This is a genomic window from Pseudarthrobacter phenanthrenivorans Sphe3 (assembly GCF_000189535.1).
GTDB lineage: Bacteria > Actinomycetota > Actinomycetes > Actinomycetales > Micrococcaceae > Arthrobacter > Arthrobacter phenanthrenivorans.
On the sequence record NC_015145.1, the window covers coordinates 1984078 to 2000509 of the forward strand.

Here is a 16432-nt window from a genome sequence, read left to right on the forward strand (position 1 = left end):
GCCCTAGTAGCCCTGCGCATCCAGGAGGGCGTCTTCCTCTTCCTCCGCCGTCGCCTTCCTGGGCTTGCGGGAAGGGGAAGGACGACGGCGCGGTGCCCCGGCTGCCGTGCGCGGCGCACCCCCGGGGGCCCCGTCGTCGTCCTCGGCATCAATGGCGGCATTGCGGGCCTGCTGCCGGGCGGCGTAGCCAAAGCCCACAAACATCAGCACGCCGAAGGCAAACCACTGCAGCGAGTACGACAAGTGCGTCCCCTCCTCGGTGGAGGGCTTCGGGAAAGGAAATGGCATCTCCGCCGCGGGCGGCGTCTCGGAAGCGAGCTGGCCGTAGGCGCCGGTCAGCAGCGGGTAGCCCAGCTCTGCGGAGTACGCGTCGAGGTCGATGGAGGCCAGCTGCCCTTCCGGCGCGCCGCGCTGCAATTCAGGTTCCGGATGCTTCAAACGCACGACGGCGGTGACGTCGCCAGAAGGAGGTTGCGGCACCGAATCGGGACTGCCGGGGTTGTTGTTGCCGATGGGCAGCCACCCGCGGTCGATCACCACGGTTTCGCCCGTGGTGAGCCGGAACGGGACAACCACCTCGTACCCGGGCTGCCCATTCAGGGGGCGGTTCCGGACAACGCGCTGCCCGTCCGTCACGTAGGAGCCCTTCAGTTCCACCTGCGTCCACTCCATGGCCGGGTCCAGCCGGTTGAACTGCTCCCGGGCTTCGGCAAACGGAACAGGGCTGGCTGAGTAGTTGGTGACCACGCGGTTGATTTCCGCCAGCGTCTCGGCGCGGCGGTCCATCTGCCAGCGGCCCAGGAACACGCACGCGGAAGCAAAGATCGCGGCCAGCAGGAGATAGCCCAGCCACTTGCTGGAGAAGAGGAAACGGTACATTCAGTTGTCCTGCTCCAGGGCACCGGACGCGAGGTAGCGGTCCAGCGGCAGGGTTTCCTTCCAGAGGCCCCTGGTCTGCAGGTAGTCCTCCAGCCAGTCCCGGTGGTCGGCACAGGCCAGCCAGGTTTTGCGGCGCTCGGGGGAGTGGATCTTCGGGTTGTTCCAGAGCAGCTGCCACGACGCCTGTGACCGGCAGGCTTTGCGCGAGCAGATGGCGGCAGCCTCGGCTGCGGGATCAGTCCCCGCTGCGAAGTCAAAGATGCTCATGATGCCTTCCGCTCCTGGCCGGATGTTGTGTCGTCGTCTTCATCAATCAGTTCGCCCTGCAGGACCTCGCTGCCGTGCCCATCCTCCGGAGAAGGGGCCGGCGGGCTCTCCAGCTCCGGCAGCGGCGCGGAATCCAGGAGCAGGTCGCTGTGCCCTTCAGCTTTGTCATTGCCGTTGGCGATCACCACGGCGATCCACGGGAGGAACACCGCTCCCGCCACGGCGATGATCTTGAACCAGCCGTCCACCACGAAAATCAGGACCAGGCACACCATGCGGATTCCCATGGCCAGCGCGTACTTGATCATGCGCTGGCGCATGTCCTCGGAATGCGCTCCGGCGGCGTCCGTGATGCTGTGGACCTCCGGATCGCTGGAGAACCGGCCGGGTTCTTCAGGCGCGGACTGTCCCGCATGGTTTTCAAGGGTCACGGTGATTGATCACGCTCCAAAGGCTTACGTCAATTCTCTCACCATCGGCAGTGGCGCCCAAACCCGGCCCGGTGCTGGCGCTAAGATCGAACTCAGCCAAATCACCCCTCTTCTACCGCGGCCGCCTGCGCCGCAGAAACCCGGAGCCTTTACATGACTGAAGCAGCCACCGCCCCCCGCAGCGTCCTTATTACCGGCGGCAACCGCGGCATCGGCCTGGCCATTGCCGAAGCGTTCCTGGCCAACGGCGACAAGGTGGCAGTGACGTACCGGAGCGAAGCAAAGCTGCCGGAAGGGATCCTGGGAGTCAAAGCCGACGTCACGGACGAGGCTTCCGTGGACGCCGCGTTCAAGGAAGTGGAAGCTGCCCACGGTCCCGTGGAAGTCCTGGTGGCCAACGCCGGCATCACCAAGGACACCCTGCTGCTGCGCATGAGCGAGGATGACTTCACCTCCGTCATCGACACCAACCTCACCGGCGCGTTCCGCGTCATCAAGCGTGCTTCCAAGGGCATGATCCGGCTCCGCAAGGGCCGCGTGGTCCTGATCTCCTCGGTGTCCGGCCTCTACGGGGCGCCTGGCCAGATCAACTACTCGGCGTCCAAGGCAGGCCTGGTGGGCATCGCCCGGTCCCTGACCCGCGAACTGGGCTCCCGCGGCATCACGGCGAACGTCGTTGCCCCGGGCTTCATCAACACGGACATGACTGCCGAGCTGCCTGAGTCCACCCAGAAGGACTACCTGTCCAGCATCCCGGCCGGGCGATTTGCCGAAGCATCCGAGGTTGCCAACGTGGTCCGCTGGGTTGCCAGCGACGAGGCTGCGTACATCTCGGGAGCGGTCATCCCCGTTGACGGCGGCCTGGGCATGGGCCACTGACCTTTCCGGCAAACTAGGCGCCGGGTGCTTCTTTGTGGGACTTGGACAAGGGAATCGCCGGGGCCCGCTGGCATGATGGACTGCAGACCATCAGCGATTTAGACGTTTCGAACAAAGGGAGCTCGTATGGGACTGCTGGACAACAAGACCGCCATCGTGACCGGATCATCACGCGGCATCGGCGCTGAAGTGGCCAAGATTCTCGCCGGCCAGGGTGCCGCCGTCGTAGTCAACTACCGCCAGAAGGCGCCGCGCGCCAACAAGGTGGTGCAGGGGATCGAAGCCGCGGGCGGCCGCGCCGTGGCGGTGGGCGCCGACCTCACCACCCAGGAAGGCGTGCAGGCCCTGGCCTCCGCTGCCATGGAAAACTTCGGCTCACTGGACATCCTGGTGCTGAACGCCTCGGGCGGGATGGAAACCGGCATGGGCGAGGACTACGCGCTCAAGCTGAACCGCGACGCCCAGGTCAACATGCTCAACGCGGCCGTGCCCCTGATGAAGGAAGGCTCCCGCGTGGTGTTCGTGACCAGCCACCAGGCCCACTTCATCAACACCGTGCCCACCATGGAGGCCTACGAGCCGGTTGCCCGCAGCAAGCGTGCCGGGGAGGACGCCCTGCGCGACCTCATCCCGTCCCTGGCGGAGAAGGGCATCACCCTGGTTGTAGTGTCCGGCGACATGATCGAGGGCACCGTCACCGCAACACTCCTTGACCGCTCCACCCCCGGCGCCATCGAGGCCCGCCGCGCGGAGGCCGGGAAGCTGTACTCCGTGGAAGAGTTCGCGGAGGTTGTGGCCGGCATGGTCACGGCCGACGTCGAATCCGGCCACACCGAATACGCCGGCGGTGCCGACTATTTCGGCAAGGGCGCTGACCAGCCCGCAAGCTAGGTTTTGCGACGCCCTACGCGGGATGGCGGTTCGCGGCGATGTTCCTTTCGGACATTGCTGTGAACCGCCATCTCGCGGTTAAAGGGAGTGTCAGACGCCGGCGATGTGGCGTACGGCGTCGAGGTAGGGCATGTTGATGGCGGCATCAGCCACGGCGCGGACGGCAGGCTTCGCGTTGAACGCGACGCCGATTCCCGCTGCGCCGAGCATGTCCAGGTCGTTGGCGCCGTCGCCTACGGCCACGGTGTGTTCCAGGGCGATGCCTTCGGCTGCCGCCCACTCGCGCAGGTACTTTTCCTTGGCGGCCCGGTCCACCACCGCGCCCAGGACCTTGCCCGTCAGCGCGCCGTCCACAATTTCCAGTTCGTTGGCCTGCCAGTAGTCCAGGCCAAGCTCATTAGCGATCGGTGCCAGGATTTGGTTGAACCCGCCCGACACCACTGCCACCACATGGCCGGCGGCCTTGAATGCCGCCACCAGCTCGGCGGCTCCGAGGCTTAGCTTCACTTCCTCGCGGACGGAGTGGACGACGGCGGCCGGCAGCCCGGCGAGCACGGCCACGCGGGCGTGGAGGCTTTGGGTGAAGTCCAGTTCCCCGCGCATGGCGGCTTCGGTGACCGCCGCAACCTCCTCACGCTTTCCGGCGTAGGCGGCCAGGAGTTCGATCACTTCCTGCTGGATCAGGGTGGAATCCACGTCCGTGATCAGGAGCTTGCGTTCGGCCGAGCGGAGTCCGGCGGGAACCAACGCGGTGTCAAAGCCGTGGGTGGCAGCCTCCGCCACCGCATGCCGGAGGGCCGCGAGTCCGGCGATCGTGGCATCCGGAAGCACGAGTTCGGCTGCGTGGACCTGGTACCGGTCGTCGCCCGAGGTTGTTTCGGACAGTATCGTCGCGCCCTGCCCGGCGAGGACGGAACGGAGCTGCTCCAGCCCGGTTGGAGTCAGATTTGGCCCATAGCTGACCGCAGTCACGTTCGAAGTCATGCCTGCAATCTTAGTCAGCGGGGAGGAATCCCTTGAATTTGATTGCGCCGCGGCAAACCGCCTGCACAATGACAGACTGTCCCGATGGAGTGGACGCGCGCGAAGGACTGGCTGATCGGTGCAATTGGAATGCTCCTCGTCCTGGGGTTTGCGGCTGTGGTCCTGCTCTGGGCAGCGAGCGAACCGGGCGCGGGGGAGGCAGGACCTGTACCGCCGCCGGCCGGGGGTATCGAACGTATGCCGGGCGCGGTGCCTCCTGCCGGCCTGCGCGAGGACGAGGTGTGGCTGGCCGACCTTTCGCTGGATGCCGGGACCGTGATAGCCGCGGGCTCGGCGCTCCGCGACGTCCGCGTTGTGGGGCAGGACGTGACGGCGGGGCCGGAGGGGCCGGTCGCTTCCCGGCTCGCCGTGGATGCGACCGTCCCCTTCGATGTTGTCGCCGCCGAGCTTGGCGAAGGGACCGAGGTCCGCGCCGCGGACGACGGCCAGGCGCTGGTGATCCGCACCGTCGAAGCGCTGGGGCGTGAACTTCAGGTGATTGCCACCGGCACGGTCGAGGTTGTGGCCGGCAGGCTCGTGGTCGAGCCACGCTCGATCGACTTCGGCGGGCCGGATTTCCTGTCCGACGCCACCGGGTCCATCGTGCGGGGGCTCGTAACCATAGAGCATGACATTGAGGGCCTGCCCGAAGGACTCGTGCTTCAGGACGTCGCCGTTCAAGGCAACGGTTTCCGGGCCAGCCTCCGGGGCGAGGACGTCAAGCTCGTCCGGTAACTTCACGTGCTGTCCGCCCGGGGCACCGGTTATCAGTCAGCCTCTCTTTTGTCCTAGTCTCTACTCCTATGAGTGATGTTCTGGAATTGGCTTCCGTCAGCGTTGTCCGAGGTAAAAAGACCCTGCTGGACAAGGTTGACTGGGAAGTCAATGAAGGCGAACGCTGGGTGATCCTCGGCCCCAACGGCGCCGGCAAGACAACACTTCTGCAGATCGCTGCCGCCCGCCTGCATCCCAGCAGCGGAAAAGCCGGCATCCTTGATGAAACCCTCGGGCGCACGGACGTCTTTGAACTGCGCCCCCGCATTGGGCTTTCCTCTGCAGCGCTGGCTACCCAGATTCCTGAACACGAGAAGGTCCTCAACGTGGTGGTCACCGCCGCCTATGGTGTCACCGGCCGCTGGCGCGAGGGGTACGAGCGCGACGACGAGCGCCGGGCTTTCCGCCTCCTCAATGACTGGGGGATGGGGCCGCTTCTTAACCGGACCTTTGCCACCCTGTCAGAGGGGGAGCGCAAGCGCGTCCAGATCGCCCGCGCCCTGATGACCGATCCCGAGCTGCTGCTGCTGGATGAACCGGCAGCAGGACTGGACCTGGGCGGCCGCGAGGAACTTGTCCACAAGCTCGGTGAGCTGGCCAGCGACGAGGCTGCACCTGCCATGGTGCTGGTGACGCACCACCTCGAGGAGGTCCCGCCCGGCTTCACGCACGCCATGCTGCTGCGCGACGGCGGCGTGGTGGCCGCCGGCCCCATCACCGAGGTGCTGAGCGCCGAAAACCTGAGCGAGACTTTTGGTCTTGACCTGGAGGTGACCGTCAACGGCGGCCGGTACACCGCCGTCGCCCGCCGCTAAGGCGGCAGCGCAGCACCTTGGACCTTCTCAGCAGCACTTTTGTGTCCGTTGCCGGCCTCTGGGCCGGCATGATCAACGCCGTGGTAGGCTCCGGCACCCTGGTGACGTTCCCCGTGCTTATTGCCCTGGGCATCACGCCCGTGGTGGCCTCGATGAGCAACGCCATGGGCCTGGTGGCAGGCGGCGCCGCCGGAGCCTTCGGGTACCGCAGGGAACTGAAGGGCCGCGGCCGGCAGCTGATGCGGCTCCTGCCGGCCTCGCTCCTGGGCGGCATCTCCGGTGCGTGGCTGCTCCTGCACCTCCCCGAAGAGGTGTTCCACTATGTTGCGCCCGTCCTGATCGTCCTGGCCCTGCTGATGGTGGTCTTCCAGCCCCGGCTGCAAACCTGGGTGCGCACCCGCGAGGAGAACCCGGAGCACGCCGTGCGGGACAAGAGGCACGGCATCCTGCTGGTGGTGCTGGTCTACCTTGCCGGCGTGTATGGCGGCTACTTCGTGGCTGCCCAGGGGATCCTGCTGGTGGGCATCCTGGGCATTTTCCTCACCGGCACCATCCAGAACGCCAACGCCATGAAGAACATCCTGGTGCTGGGCGTGAATCTCGTGGCCGCCGTATCCTACATGCTGTTCGCCTTCGATCGGATCAACTGGCTCGTGGTGCTGCTCATCGCCATCAGCTCAAGCGTCGGCGGGATCCTTGGCGCCAAAGTGGGCCGGAAGCTCCCGCCCACAGTGCTCCGGGGCGTCATCCTGGTCCTGGGGCTCGTTGCGCTGGGAGTCATGATCACCGATCTGCTGCAATAATCACCCGGTGACAATCCACTACCTCGAATCCGCGGCAGATCCGCGCGTGTCCGATTACACGCAGCTCACGGACGTCCACCTGCGCAAGCTCCGCGAGCCCGCCGAAGGCATGTACATTGCCGAGTCATCCCGTGTGCTGCGCCGCGCCCTGGCCGCCGGGCACCAGCCCCGGTCGTTCTTCCTGGCGGAGAAGTGGCTCGATGACCTGCAGGACGTCCTTGGCGCCTACCCTGACGTGCCTGCCTTCATTGGCAGCGCGGCCCTCCTGGAGGAGATCACCGGATTCCACCTGCACCGCGGCGCCATGGCCGCCATGCAGCGCCCGGCGCCGGTTCCGCTGCCGGATCTGCTGGCTGGGGCGCGCAGGGTGGCCGTCCTGGAGGACATCGTGGACCACACGAACGTGGGCGCCATCTTCCGCTCCGCGGCCGCCCTGGATATCGACGCCGTCCTCGTGTCCCCCCGCTGCGGTGATCCGCTGTACCGGCGGAGCGTGCGGGTCAGCATGGGCACGGTTTTCCAAGTTCCATGGGCCCGGCTTTCCAGCTGGCCGCAGGACCTGTACCTGCTGAAGGAGCACGGCTTCACCGTCGCCGCCCTGGAGCTGACCGCGGATGCCCGGGACGTGGACGCCGTCGCAGCCCAGAACCCCGAAAAGCTCGCGCTGGTGCTCGGCACCGAGGGGGCCGGCATGAGCGCAGAGACGCTCGCCGCCGTCGACCTCGCCGTCAAGATTCCCATGCGGAACGGCGTTGATTCGCTCAACGTGGCAGCAGCCTCGGCCGTGGCGTTCTGGGAGCTGCGCGCCCGGGATTAGGGGGCCGCAGCAGGTTCGCGGGCGCCCTGGACATCCGCTATGATTGATAGCTGGCCGTCCTGCGCTTTCCGGCGCGGAACGCGGCCATCCCATTCATACCTGGCAGCTGGCAAAATCCAGTTGCGTGAACAAAAGGTCCCATTATGAAGTCTGATATCCACCCGAAGTACGAAGCTGTTGTTTTCAACGACCTGGCTTCCGGCGTCAAGTTCCTGACCAAGTCCACCGTTTCCTCCTCGAAGACCATCGAGTGGGAAGACGGCAACACCTACCCGGTCATCGACGTCGAAATCTCCTCCGAGTCCCACCCGTTCTACACGGGCAAGCAGCGCATCATGGACTCCGCAGGCCGCGTCGAGCGCTTCAACGCTCGCTTCAAGGGCTTCGGCGGCAAGAAGTAACCACTTCTCCCCAAGCTTCAAGGGAAAGCCCGCACCGGCAATGGTGCGGGCTTTTCGCGTTCAGGGCCCCGCTTCGCATCGGGCTGCATTTCTGGGGCAGGATGGACACATGACTGCCGGCCCCGTCCCAGCCCCTGCCTCCTCCTCCCGCCGCCATGGCGAATACAAAGTCCCCGGCGGCAAACTGGTGGTGGTGGACCTGGACGTTATGGACGGCCGGCTGGCCAACGTGAGCGTCAGCGGCGACTTCTTCCTTGAGCCGGACGAGGCCCTCCTTGGGATCAATAGCGCTCTGACGGGGCTGCCGGAAACGACGACGGCGGCTGAACTTGCCGCCGCCGTCACGGCTTCCCTGCCGGAAGGCGCAGTCCTTTTTGGCTTCTCTGCCGACGCCGTGGCCATCGCCGTCCGCCGGGCCCTGGCCAAGGCGACATCCTGGATGGACCACGACTGGCATGTCATCCCTCCCACCGTCCTGCCCACGGAGATCAATGTGGCCCTGGATGAGGTGCTGACCGAGGAGGTGGGCGCGGGCCGCCGGAACCCCACGCTCCGCTTCTGGGACTGGCAGGAACCGTCGGTGGTCATCGGCAGCTTCCAGTCCGTCCGCAACGAGGTGGACCCGCACGGCGTGGCGAAGCACGGCATCACCGTGGTCCGTCGGATCAGCGGCGGGGGAGCGATGTTCATGGAAGCGGGCAACTGCATCACCTACTCCCTGTACCTGCCGCAGACCCTGGTGGATGGCATCAGCTTCGCCGACTCCTACCCTTTCCTGGATTCCTGGGTCATGTCTGCCCTGGAAAAGCTGGGGATCAATGCCTTCTACGTGCCGCTGAACGACATCGCCACGGACCAGGGCAAAATCGGCGGCGCGGCGCAGAAGCGGCTGGCCAACGGCGGCATGCTGCACCACGTGACCATGAGCTACGACATCGACGCCGAGAAGATGGTGGAGGTCCTGCGCATCGGCAAGGAAAAGCTCTCCGACAAGGGGACCCGCAGCGCCAAGAAGCGGGTGGACCCGCTGCGGCGCCAGACCGGGCTTGCCCGCACAGCGATCATCGCGGCGATGGCCGACGTCTTCAGTGAACGCTACGGAGCTACCCGGTCCCGGCTGACGGATGCAGAGCTCGCCGCCGCCCGGCAGCGCGTGGGCAGCAAGTTCGGCACAGCTGAGTGGCTCCACCGCGTCCCCTGAGCAGGGGCCGGAAGAGCTTAGTGGGCGGGTGAACTGACGACGGCGGCCTGGGCTGTGAGCGCCCTCAGCAGGTGGCTGCGCTGCTCCACGATGATCCGGCGGAGGGCGCGGGGTGCGTCGGTATTGGCTTCGAGCCAGGCGTCGGTCCGCCGGACCACCGGGTGGTCCGCGGGTTGTGTGCCCTCAGGAAGGTCCTGGGCCAGGGGGTAGAGGCCGCGGACAATGCGGCTGGCGATCTCGATGCTGCGGCCCTCCCACACGCCGCGCAAGCACTCAAAGTACGGGTCCACATAGGGGTCCAGCAGGTGCGCTGGCGCCGTGGTGAAGCCGCTGATGGTGGCGCTGAGCAGCTGGTTGGAGAGCTTGTTGCCGTGCACTGCTGCGTTCCAGGCCGCTGCCTTGACCTCCGGCTCGGGACGCGCGGCAAGCGCCGTGGCGTGGCCGGCGCGCCCGGAAGCGGTGTTGTCGCGGGCCAGTTCGGCATCCAGTTCTTCGGCCGTTGCCTGGCCGTTGGCTGCCAGGGCATGCCAGAGGTGCCAGCGCAGTTCGGCGTCCACCGCCAGGCCCGGCACCGTTGCTGTCCCGTCCAAGAGCCCGCGCAAGAGGGACAGCATGGCATCGTCATGCCTGCTCAGCGTGGCCAGGGTACGGGCCCAGGCAAGCTGCTGGTCCGAGCCGGGCCTGGCCCGGTCCACTTCTGCAGCTGCGGTTGCGAGGAAGGACGACCGCACGGCAGCACGTCCGGCCGCCGGGGTGTAGCGTTCGACGGCGGTCGTCGCGTTGTCAAGGATGTTCAGCAGGACTCCGATGCCCGTTTCTGCCGGTCCGAACGCGGCCACGGCATCGACGTAGCTGGCTGCCGGGCTCTCGCCGTCCCGGGCCGAGTTCCACAGCGCCGTCCAGCAGAGGGCCCTGGCCATGGGATCGATGATCCGGTCCAGGGAGGCCCGGACGGTGGCATCGGACGCCGGGTCCAGGCGGACCTTGGCGTAGGTGAGGTCGTCGTCGTTCACCAGCAGGAGCGCAGGGCGGGGCTGCCCGGAAAGCTGCGGCAGGTCCGTGCGCGCCCCGGCCACATCGGTTTCGATGCTCCCGGTCCGGACCAGGGCGCCAGCGGCGTCGAAGTCGTAGGAACCCACACGCAGGCGGTGCGGGCGCAGTTCCCCACGTCCGGTGACCGGGTCCGTTGCCTCCTGGACCACCGCCACCCCGCCCAGGATGCCGTCGTCCACCGCGGCCCCACGCGGCGCGAAGTCCAGGGACAGGGTGGAGATCCCGGAGGTCTGCAGCCACTGCTGCGCCCAGCCGGCCAGGTCCCGGCCGGAGGAAGCACTCAGAGCCGCCAGCAGGTCGCCAAGGGACGTGTTGCCGTAGGCGTGCTTGCGGAAGTATGCGCGGGAGCCCGCGATGAACGCCTCGAACCCCACGTAGGCCACCAGCTGCTTCAGGACTGACGCGCCCTTGGCATAGGTGATGCCGTCGAAGTTCTGCTTGGCCGCTTCAAGGTCCGGGATGTCCGCCACGATGGGATGGGTGGTTGGCAGCTGGTCCTGGACGTAGGCCCAGGCCTTGCGCTTGTTGGCGAAGTTCACCCACGCCGTGTCCCAGTCCGTTGCCCGGTCCACGCCCAGGGTGCCCATGTAGTCGGCGAAGGATTCCTTAAGCCACAGGTCATCCCACCACTGCATGGTCACCAGGTCGCCGAACCACATGTGCGCCATCTCGTGCATGAGCGTGTTGGCGCGCCCCTGGTACTGGGCGTCGGTGGCCCGGGAGGTGAAGACGTAGCTCTCCGTGAACGTCACCAGGCCGGGGTTCTCCATGGCGCCGAGGTTGTATTCGGGCACGAACGCCTGGTCGTACTTACCCCAGGGGTAGGGGTAGTCGAAGAGCCGGTTGAAGAAGTCGAGGCCCTTCTTTGTCAGTGTGAACAGCTCTCCGGTGTCGAAGGACTCCGCCATGGACGCCCGGCAGTACAGGGCCAGTGGGACGTCCAGGGAGGTGCCGTCGTCGAGCGTTGCCTGCCAGCGGTCCTCCGCCTTGAAGTACGGCCCGGCCAGGACGGTCGTGATGTAGGTGGACATTGGATCTGTTGTGGCGAAGTCCCAGCAGGCGGTGGCGGGATCGCTGGCGAGCACGGTTCGTCCGGTTTCGGCCCCGTTGGAGGCAACCTGCCAGTGCGCGGGAGCCATCACATGGAAGGTGTACACAGCCTTCAGGTCGGGCTGCTCGAAATTGGCGAACACGCGGCGGGCATCCGCCGGCTCGTACTGCGTGTACAGGTAGCACTGGCCGTCCGCGGGGTCGACGAACCGGTGCATGCCCTCGCCGGACCGGCTGTACAACGCAGTCCCGTTCACCGTCACCTGGTTCTCCGCCTGCAGGTTCTCCAGCCGGATCCTGCCGCCGTCCACCACGTCCTCCACGCGGAGCCCCTTGCCGTTGAGGAGCACGCTGTGGACCTCACCGATGAAATCCAGGAAGGTGGAGCTGCCCGGGTCCGCCGTGAAGGTGATGATGCTGCGGGTCGGATAACCTGCCACGTCCGCGTCCGCTGCCTGACGCACGTCCAGGGAGACGTCGTAGCTGGTGGTGCGGATCAGGGCTGAACGTTCGGCGGCTTCATCGCGCTGCAGATTCTCATGTGACACCCAGCTATCTAATCATGGGGTTGGTGGCCAACATCACGCGGCGATCAGCAGGGCCGCCGCCAGGCCCAGTACGGCGATCAGGAGCCAGGATGCCAGTGCCGCCAGGAGCGCCCGTCCGCCGGTGTGCAGCAGCGTCCGGATCCGGACGGCGGAGCCCAGCCCGAACAGGGCCGCCCCCAGCAGGATGTCCTGCAGCGCTGCCCCTGCCTCGAGCCAGCCGGTCCCCAGCCAGCCGGTGGAACGCAGGCCCACCATGGCCACGAAGCCCAGGACGAACAGCGGCACCACCGGTGGCAGCTTTGCGCTGCCGCCCTCGCCGTTGGCGGCCGGTTGCGCTGAGAAACGGTGGTGCGCCCCCGCCACGGCTGCCACGGGCGCCAGGAGCAGCACCCGGGTGAGCTTAACCACGACGGCGATGCCCAGCGCCGCGGTTCCTGCCGTTTGTGCCGTGGCCACCACCTGGCCGACGTCGTGCACCGAGGCGCCCGTCCAGGCGCCGAACACCGGCCCGCTGAGCTGGAGGGGATGGACCAGCAGGGGCAGGACCCCGATCGCCAAGGTGCCGCACAGCGTCACGAGCGCCACCGGCAGGACCGTGTCCACGTGCCGGATCCTGCGGACGGCGGCCATGGCCCCAATGGCGGACGCGCCGCAAATCGAGAACCCGGTGGCCACCAGGAGCGAGGTCACCGGGGACAGGCGGAAAAGCCGTGAGATCGCATACGTCCCGGCGAAACTGGCCGCCACCACGGCGGAGATCAGGACAAGTGCGGTCCAGCCCAGTCCCAGCACGTCCATGACGCTCACCTTGAGGCCCAGCAGGACAATCCCGCCGCGCATCAGGTGCTTCCCCGCGAAATCCAGCCCCGGCCGGGCCCTGCCGGCGGTGTAGACGCCTGTAACGGGCAAATTCGCCGCCAGGACCCCCAGGACCACTGCGAGGGTCATCGCGGGGAGGGCCGGTACCAGTCGGTGGACCAGGAACGCGGCGGCAAGGGCCGCAGCAGCGGAGACAAGCCCGGGGAACAGCCTTCCGGCACGTCCGGGAAAGCCCGGGCCGCGGCTGGCGAAGGTTCTGCTGAAGGGCACTCACCTACTGTGCCGGATAAGGCGCGGAATGCACGAATAGGACTGCTCCCGCCAACACGCCAGAATGGATGGCAGTAATGAATTCGAAACAAAAAGATGGTTGGCTTGTGGACATGTCAGACCTATTCCAGGATTACTCCGTGGCCGCCGGCCGGACCGGAGCCTACGACGAGATGTTTGCCCCCGGGCAGCAGGCCCGGGACTCGTACGGGCAGGTGGCGGACGCCCTGCGCAAGCTTTCCCTTGCCGATGTCAGCGCGCGCGCAGACTCCATGGCCCGCACCTTCCTGGACCGCGGTGTGACCTTCGACTTTGCGGGCGAGGAGCGTCCCTTTCCGCTGGACATCGTTCCCCGCGTCATTCCGGCAGCGGAGTGGGATGTGCTGGAACGGGGCGTGGCCCAGCGCGTACGCGCCCTCGAAGCGTTCCTGAATGATGTGTACGACAAAATGACGGTAGTGTCCGACGGCGTGATCCCGCGCCAGCTGGTGACCACCAGTGCGCACTTCCACCGCCAGGTCCACGGCTTCGAGCCGGCCGGCGGCGTCCGGGTGCACATTTCCGGCATCGACGTGGTTCGCGATGCTGCCGGTACCTTCCGGGTGCTCGAGGACAACGTCCGCGTCCCCTCCGGTGTGAGCTACGTCCTGGAAAACCGCCGAGCCATGGCAAAGGGCCTGCCGGAGGCCTTCGGCCAGCAGCTCATCCGGCCGGTGGAGGAGTACCCCCGCCGGCTCCTCTCAGCCCTGCGCAAGACCGCACCCGCCGGCGTGGACGATCCCACCGTCGTCGTCCTTACACCCGGCGTGTTCAACAGCGCCTACTTCGAGCACACCCTGCTGGCAGGCCTGATGGGCGTAGAGCTGGTGGAGGGCCGCGACCTCATCTGCCGCGGGAACCGCGTGTACATGCGCACCACCGCGGGTGAGCAGCGCGTGGATGTCATCTACAAGCGAATCGACGACGACTTCCTGGACCCGCTGCAGTTCCGCGCCGATTCCATGCTGGGCTGCCCCGGACTGGTCAATGCCGCACGGGCCGGCGGGGTGACCATTGCCAACGCCGTGGGCAACGGCGTAGCTGACGACAAACTCGTCTACAGTTACGTTCCTGACCTGATCCGGTACTACCTCAGCGAGGAGCCCATCATCGCCAATGTGGACACCTACCGCCTGGAGGAGAAGGAAGCCCGGGAATACACCCTGGACAACCTCTCCGAACTTGTGGTCAAGCCGGTGGACGGTTCCGGCGGCAAGGGCCTGGTGATCGGCCCCGATGCTTCCAAAGACGAACTGGACGCCCTGCGCCAGCGGGTCATCGCCGATCCCCGCGGCTGGATCGCCCAGCCGGTGCTCCAGCTCTCCACCGTGCCCACGCTGAGCGGCGACAAATTCGGACCCCGCCACGTGGATCTGCGCCCCTTCGCGGTGAACGACGGCGACAACGTCTGGGTGCTTCCGGGCGGGTTGACGCGCGTGGCACTGAAGGAGGGCTCGCTGATCGTGAACTCCAGCCAGGGCGGCGGCTCCAAGGACACCTGGGTCCTGGCAGATTCCCCGCAGATGCCGGTGGAAACGGTGCCCCGGCCCTCAATTTCCCTTCGCGAACGCGTCTCCGTGTGGCCAGTCGAGAGCAACTGGCGCGACCGCCAGTCGGAGCAGCAGCAGTGAGCCGGAGTGCCCTCCGGCCAGAATCCATTCCAGTCCCGGGACCGCAGGAGGTAGCCGCGAATGCTTAGCCGAATTGCCGAGTCCCTTTTCTGGATCGGCCGCTACGTGGAGCGGGCCGACGGCACTGCCCGCATCCTGGACGTCCACCTGGAACGCCTGAACCACCTCCCCATGGAGGAGCGCAAAAGCGTCGCACAGGAACTCCTGGCGGTCATGGGCGCCCGGCCGCAGAGCGAGGACTTCGGGCTGCCTGAGCTGCTGCACGCCCTGGCGTACGACAAAACCAGTGCCACCTCCATCGCCGGTTCCCTGGGCGCCGCGCGGGAGAACGCCCGGCGCGCCCGGGAGACGGTGTCCTCCGGCCTGTGGGAGAGCCTGAACACCACCTATTACGGGCTCAGCCAGCACCGCAAGGACGTGGTGGGGACCTACCGGTTCTGCAACTGGACCCTGGAACGCACCGCCATGGTCAGCGGCCTGGCCGACACCACCGTCAGCCACGATGAAAGCTGGCTGTTCCTGGTCCTGGGGCGTTCCCTGGAACGTGCCGACATGACCGCCCGGATGCTTTCCACCCGCGACGTCCTGTCCGCGGGCATGTCCTGGGTCAACATGCTCCGGTGCGCCGGCGCCTACGAATCCTTCCTGCGGACCCGCCGGGCGGCCTTCGGCGACCAGCACGCGGCGGAGTTCCTGCTGCTGGACCGGCTGTTTCCCCGGTCCATCGTGTACGCCCTGCGCGACGCAGACGAGTGCCTGGCCAAGCTCGACCCCTCCGCGCAGCGGGTGGGCTTCATCAACGACGCCCGCCGCATCGTGGGGCAGGCCCGGACGTTCCTGGAGTTCCACCGGACGGATGACCTCATGTCCGAGCTGCCCGAACACATGGAGCGCGTGCAGAAGGCCGTGTCCCAGGCCTCGGACGCGATTTCCCGTAAGTACTTCAATCAGGCGGACGAACTTGCCTGGGTGGGAGAAGTTTCATGACCCGGCTGAGCATCGTTCACAAGACGGCCTACAAGTACAACAAGCGCGTCACGCTGTCCTACAACGAGTCCAGGATGACACCGCTCACGGATTCCCAGCAGGTGGTGCTGGAATCCGTGGTCAAGGTCTCGCCGTCGCAGGCCGCCGTGAGCACCTACCGGGACTACTGGGGGACCAGGGTCACGGCCTTCGACATGCAGATGCCGCACGAGCACCTTGAAGTTGTCTCCAACATCACGGTGGAAGTGCACCGGGCCGAGAAGATCCCGTCGGAACAGGACATCGTGGGCTGGGACGTCCTTGCCTCTCCCGCGACGCTAAACACCTTCAGCGACTGGCTGCCCCAGTCCAGGCTGAGCGGCCCCGGCGACGAGGTCCTGGGCCTCATCCCCGGGGTGGTGTCCGGAAAGAACCCGCACGACGCCGCCATGGCGGTCTTCGAATGGATGCGTGGCGAAATGACCTACATGTCAGGTTCCACCGCGGTGACCACCAACGCCGAAGAGGCCTGGGGCCAGCGCCAGGGTGTCTGCCAGGACCTGGCCCATCTGGCGATCGGTGCCCTGCGCAGCTGCGGTATTCCGGCCCGCTACGTCTCCGGCTACCTGCACCCGCGTTCCAGCGCGGGCGTCGGTGAAACCGTGGCCGGACAGTCGCACGCCTGGCTGGAATGGTGGGACGGCGACTGGCGGAGCTGGGACCCCACCAACCACAAGCCCGCCGGCGACTTCCATGTCACGGTTGCCAGGGGCAGGGACTACAGGGACGTGTCCCCTCTGAAGGGCATTCTGTCCGGCGGCGGCGGGTCGGCACTGAACGTCAGCGTGGAGATCACCCAGCTCGCCTGACCCGGC

17 protein-coding genes are annotated in these 16432 nt (G+C 66.8%); 11 read left to right on the forward strand and 6 right to left on the reverse strand.

Annotated features, from left to right (window positions below; all coding sequences use genetic code 11):
* Window positions 1-3: 3 nt before the first annotated feature.
* Genes ASPHE3_RS09100 through ASPHE3_RS09110 form a run of 3 tightly spaced genes read right to left on the reverse strand, consistent with a single transcriptional unit; the run spans window position 4 to window position 1577 of the window.
* Complete coding sequence (locus ASPHE3_RS09100; protein WP_013600931.1) at window positions 4-879, reverse strand: SURF1 family cytochrome oxidase biogenesis protein; 876 nt, start codon at window positions 877-879, stop codon at window positions 4-6.
* Window positions 880-1146: a hypothetical protein gene (locus ASPHE3_RS09105; protein WP_013600932.1), complete on the reverse strand. Its 267-nt coding sequence runs from the start codon at window positions 1144-1146 to the stop codon at window positions 880-882.
* Entirely contained in the window at window positions 1143-1577 is a 435-nt protein-coding gene (locus ASPHE3_RS09110; protein WP_013600933.1) for a DUF3099 domain-containing protein, read from the reverse strand. The genes ASPHE3_RS09105 and ASPHE3_RS09110 overlap by 4 nt, the downstream gene beginning before the upstream one ends.
* A 153-nt stretch (window positions 1578-1730) precedes the next feature.
* Here ASPHE3_RS09110 and ASPHE3_RS09115 point away from each other — a divergent pair, with 153 nt between their 5' ends.
* Entirely contained in the window at window positions 1731-2456 is a 726-nt protein-coding gene (locus ASPHE3_RS09115; RefSeq protein WP_013600934.1) for a beta-ketoacyl-ACP reductase, read from the forward strand.
* Window positions 2457-2582: 126 nt separating this feature from the next.
* Window positions 2583-3347 carry an SDR family oxidoreductase gene (locus tag ASPHE3_RS09120; protein WP_013600935.1) on the forward strand — a complete coding sequence of 255 codons (765 nt, stop codon included), beginning with the start codon at window positions 2583-2585 and terminating at the stop codon, window positions 3345-3347.
* Window positions 3348-3437: 90 nt separating this feature from the next.
* Here ASPHE3_RS09120 and serB read toward each other — a convergent pair whose 3' ends face one another.
* A complete protein-coding gene (gene serB / locus ASPHE3_RS09125) occupies window positions 3438-4331 on the reverse strand; it encodes a phosphoserine phosphatase SerB (RefSeq protein ID WP_013600936.1) in 894 nt (297 codons plus the stop codon).
* 84 nt (window positions 4332-4415) lie between these two features.
* Here serB and ASPHE3_RS09130 point away from each other — a divergent pair, with 84 nt between their 5' ends.
* From ASPHE3_RS09130 to ASPHE3_RS09155, 6 genes are all read left to right on the forward strand, one after another.
* Window positions 4416-5105: an LmeA family phospholipid-binding protein gene (locus ASPHE3_RS09130; protein WP_013600937.1), complete on the forward strand. Its 690-nt coding sequence runs from the start codon at window positions 4416-4418 to the stop codon at window positions 5103-5105.
* A gap of 68 nt (window positions 5106-5173) precedes the next feature.
* Window positions 5174-5959, forward strand: coding sequence for an ABC transporter ATP-binding protein (locus tag ASPHE3_RS09135; protein WP_041652055.1), 786 nt, complete (start codon window positions 5174-5176; stop codon window positions 5957-5959).
* Between the two features lie 17 nt (window positions 5960-5976).
* Window positions 5977-6762 (forward strand): sulfite exporter TauE/SafE family protein, encoded by a 786-nt coding sequence (locus ASPHE3_RS09140; RefSeq protein WP_041652056.1) that lies wholly within the window; start codon window positions 5977-5979, stop codon window positions 6760-6762.
* A gap of 7 nt (window positions 6763-6769) precedes the next feature.
* Window positions 6770-7579 carry a TrmH family RNA methyltransferase gene (locus ASPHE3_RS09145; protein WP_013600940.1) on the forward strand — a complete coding sequence of 270 codons (810 nt, stop codon included), beginning with the start codon at window positions 6770-6772 and terminating at the stop codon, window positions 7577-7579.
* 143 nt (window positions 7580-7722) lie between these two features.
* A complete protein-coding gene (locus ASPHE3_RS09150; RefSeq protein WP_009358283.1) occupies window positions 7723-7980 on the forward strand; it encodes a type B 50S ribosomal protein L31 in 258 nt (85 codons plus the stop codon).
* 109 nt (window positions 7981-8089) lie between these two features.
* Window positions 8090-9181, forward strand: coding sequence for a lipoate--protein ligase family protein (locus ASPHE3_RS09155; protein ID WP_013600941.1), 1092 nt, complete (start codon window positions 8090-8092; stop codon window positions 9179-9181).
* A gap of 17 nt (window positions 9182-9198) precedes the next feature.
* On the opposite strand, the gene pepN is transcribed toward ASPHE3_RS09155, so the two are convergent.
* Window positions 9199-11832, reverse strand: a complete 2634-nt coding sequence (pepN, locus tag ASPHE3_RS09160; protein ID WP_013600942.1) for an aminopeptidase N — start codon at window positions 11830-11832, stop codon at window positions 9199-9201.
* Between the two features lie 33 nt (window positions 11833-11865).
* The gene (locus tag ASPHE3_RS09165) at window positions 11866-12921 is read right to left on the reverse strand and encodes a YeiH family protein (protein WP_013600943.1); all 1056 of its coding nucleotides are present in this window, start codon (window positions 12919-12921) and stop codon (window positions 11866-11868) included.
* A gap of 113 nt (window positions 12922-13034) precedes the next feature.
* Between ASPHE3_RS09165 and ASPHE3_RS09170 the strand changes: the two genes are divergently transcribed.
* The 3 genes from ASPHE3_RS09170 to ASPHE3_RS09180 are packed head-to-tail and all read left to right on the forward strand — an operon-like array spanning window position 13035 to window position 16426.
* The gene (locus ASPHE3_RS09170) at window positions 13035-14591 is read left to right on the forward strand and encodes a circularly permuted type 2 ATP-grasp protein (RefSeq protein WP_041652058.1); all 1557 of its coding nucleotides are present in this window, start codon (window positions 13035-13037) and stop codon (window positions 14589-14591) included.
* 60 nt (window positions 14592-14651) lie between these two features.
* The gene (locus tag ASPHE3_RS09175; RefSeq protein ID WP_013600945.1) at window positions 14652-15578 is read left to right on the forward strand and encodes an alpha-E domain-containing protein; all 927 of its coding nucleotides are present in this window, start codon (window positions 14652-14654) and stop codon (window positions 15576-15578) included.
* Window positions 15575-16426, forward strand: coding sequence for a transglutaminase family protein (locus tag ASPHE3_RS09180; RefSeq protein ID WP_013600946.1), 852 nt, complete (start codon window positions 15575-15577; stop codon window positions 16424-16426). Before ASPHE3_RS09175 ends, ASPHE3_RS09180 begins: the two co-directional genes overlap by 4 nt.
* Window positions 16427-16432: the final 6 nt, after the last annotated feature.

Excerpts from the sequence above, each read along its gene's own strand:
- ASPHE3_RS09135 (WP_041652055.1), top strand. The coding sequence starts at position 5,174 with ATGAGTGATGTTCTGGAATTGGCTTCCGTCAGCGTTGTCCGAGGTAAA.
- ASPHE3_RS09130 (WP_013600937.1), top strand. The coding sequence starts at position 4,416 with ATGGAGTGGACGCGCGCGAAGGACTGGCTGATCGGTGCAATTGGAATG.
- ASPHE3_RS09105 (WP_013600932.1), bottom strand. The coding sequence starts at position 1,146 with ATGAGCATCTTTGACTTCGCAGCGGGGACTGATCCCGCAGCCGAGGCT.
- ASPHE3_RS09175 (WP_013600945.1), top strand. The coding sequence starts at position 14,652 with ATGCTTAGCCGAATTGCCGAGTCCCTTTTCTGGATCGGCCGCTACGTG.
- serB (WP_013600936.1), bottom strand. The coding sequence starts at position 4,331 with ATGACTTCGAACGTGACTGCGGTCAGCTATGGGCCAAATCTGACTCCA.
- ASPHE3_RS09155 (WP_013600941.1), top strand. The coding sequence starts at position 8,090 with ATGACTGCCGGCCCCGTCCCAGCCCCTGCCTCCTCCTCCCGCCGCCAT.
- ASPHE3_RS09120 (WP_013600935.1), top strand. The coding sequence starts at position 2,583 with ATGGGACTGCTGGACAACAAGACCGCCATCGTGACCGGATCATCACGC.
- ASPHE3_RS09170 (WP_041652058.1), top strand. The coding sequence starts at position 13,035 with ATGTCAGACCTATTCCAGGATTACTCCGTGGCCGCCGGCCGGACCGGA.
- ASPHE3_RS09115 (WP_013600934.1), top strand. The coding sequence starts at position 1,731 with ATGACTGAAGCAGCCACCGCCCCCCGCAGCGTCCTTATTACCGGCGGC.
- ASPHE3_RS09180 (WP_013600946.1), top strand. The coding sequence starts at position 15,575 with ATGACCCGGCTGAGCATCGTTCACAAGACGGCCTACAAGTACAACAAG.
- ASPHE3_RS09150 (WP_009358283.1), top strand. The coding sequence starts at position 7,723 with ATGAAGTCTGATATCCACCCGAAGTACGAAGCTGTTGTTTTCAACGAC.
- ASPHE3_RS09100 (WP_013600931.1), bottom strand. The coding sequence starts at position 879 with ATGTACCGTTTCCTCTTCTCCAGCAAGTGGCTGGGCTATCTCCTGCTG.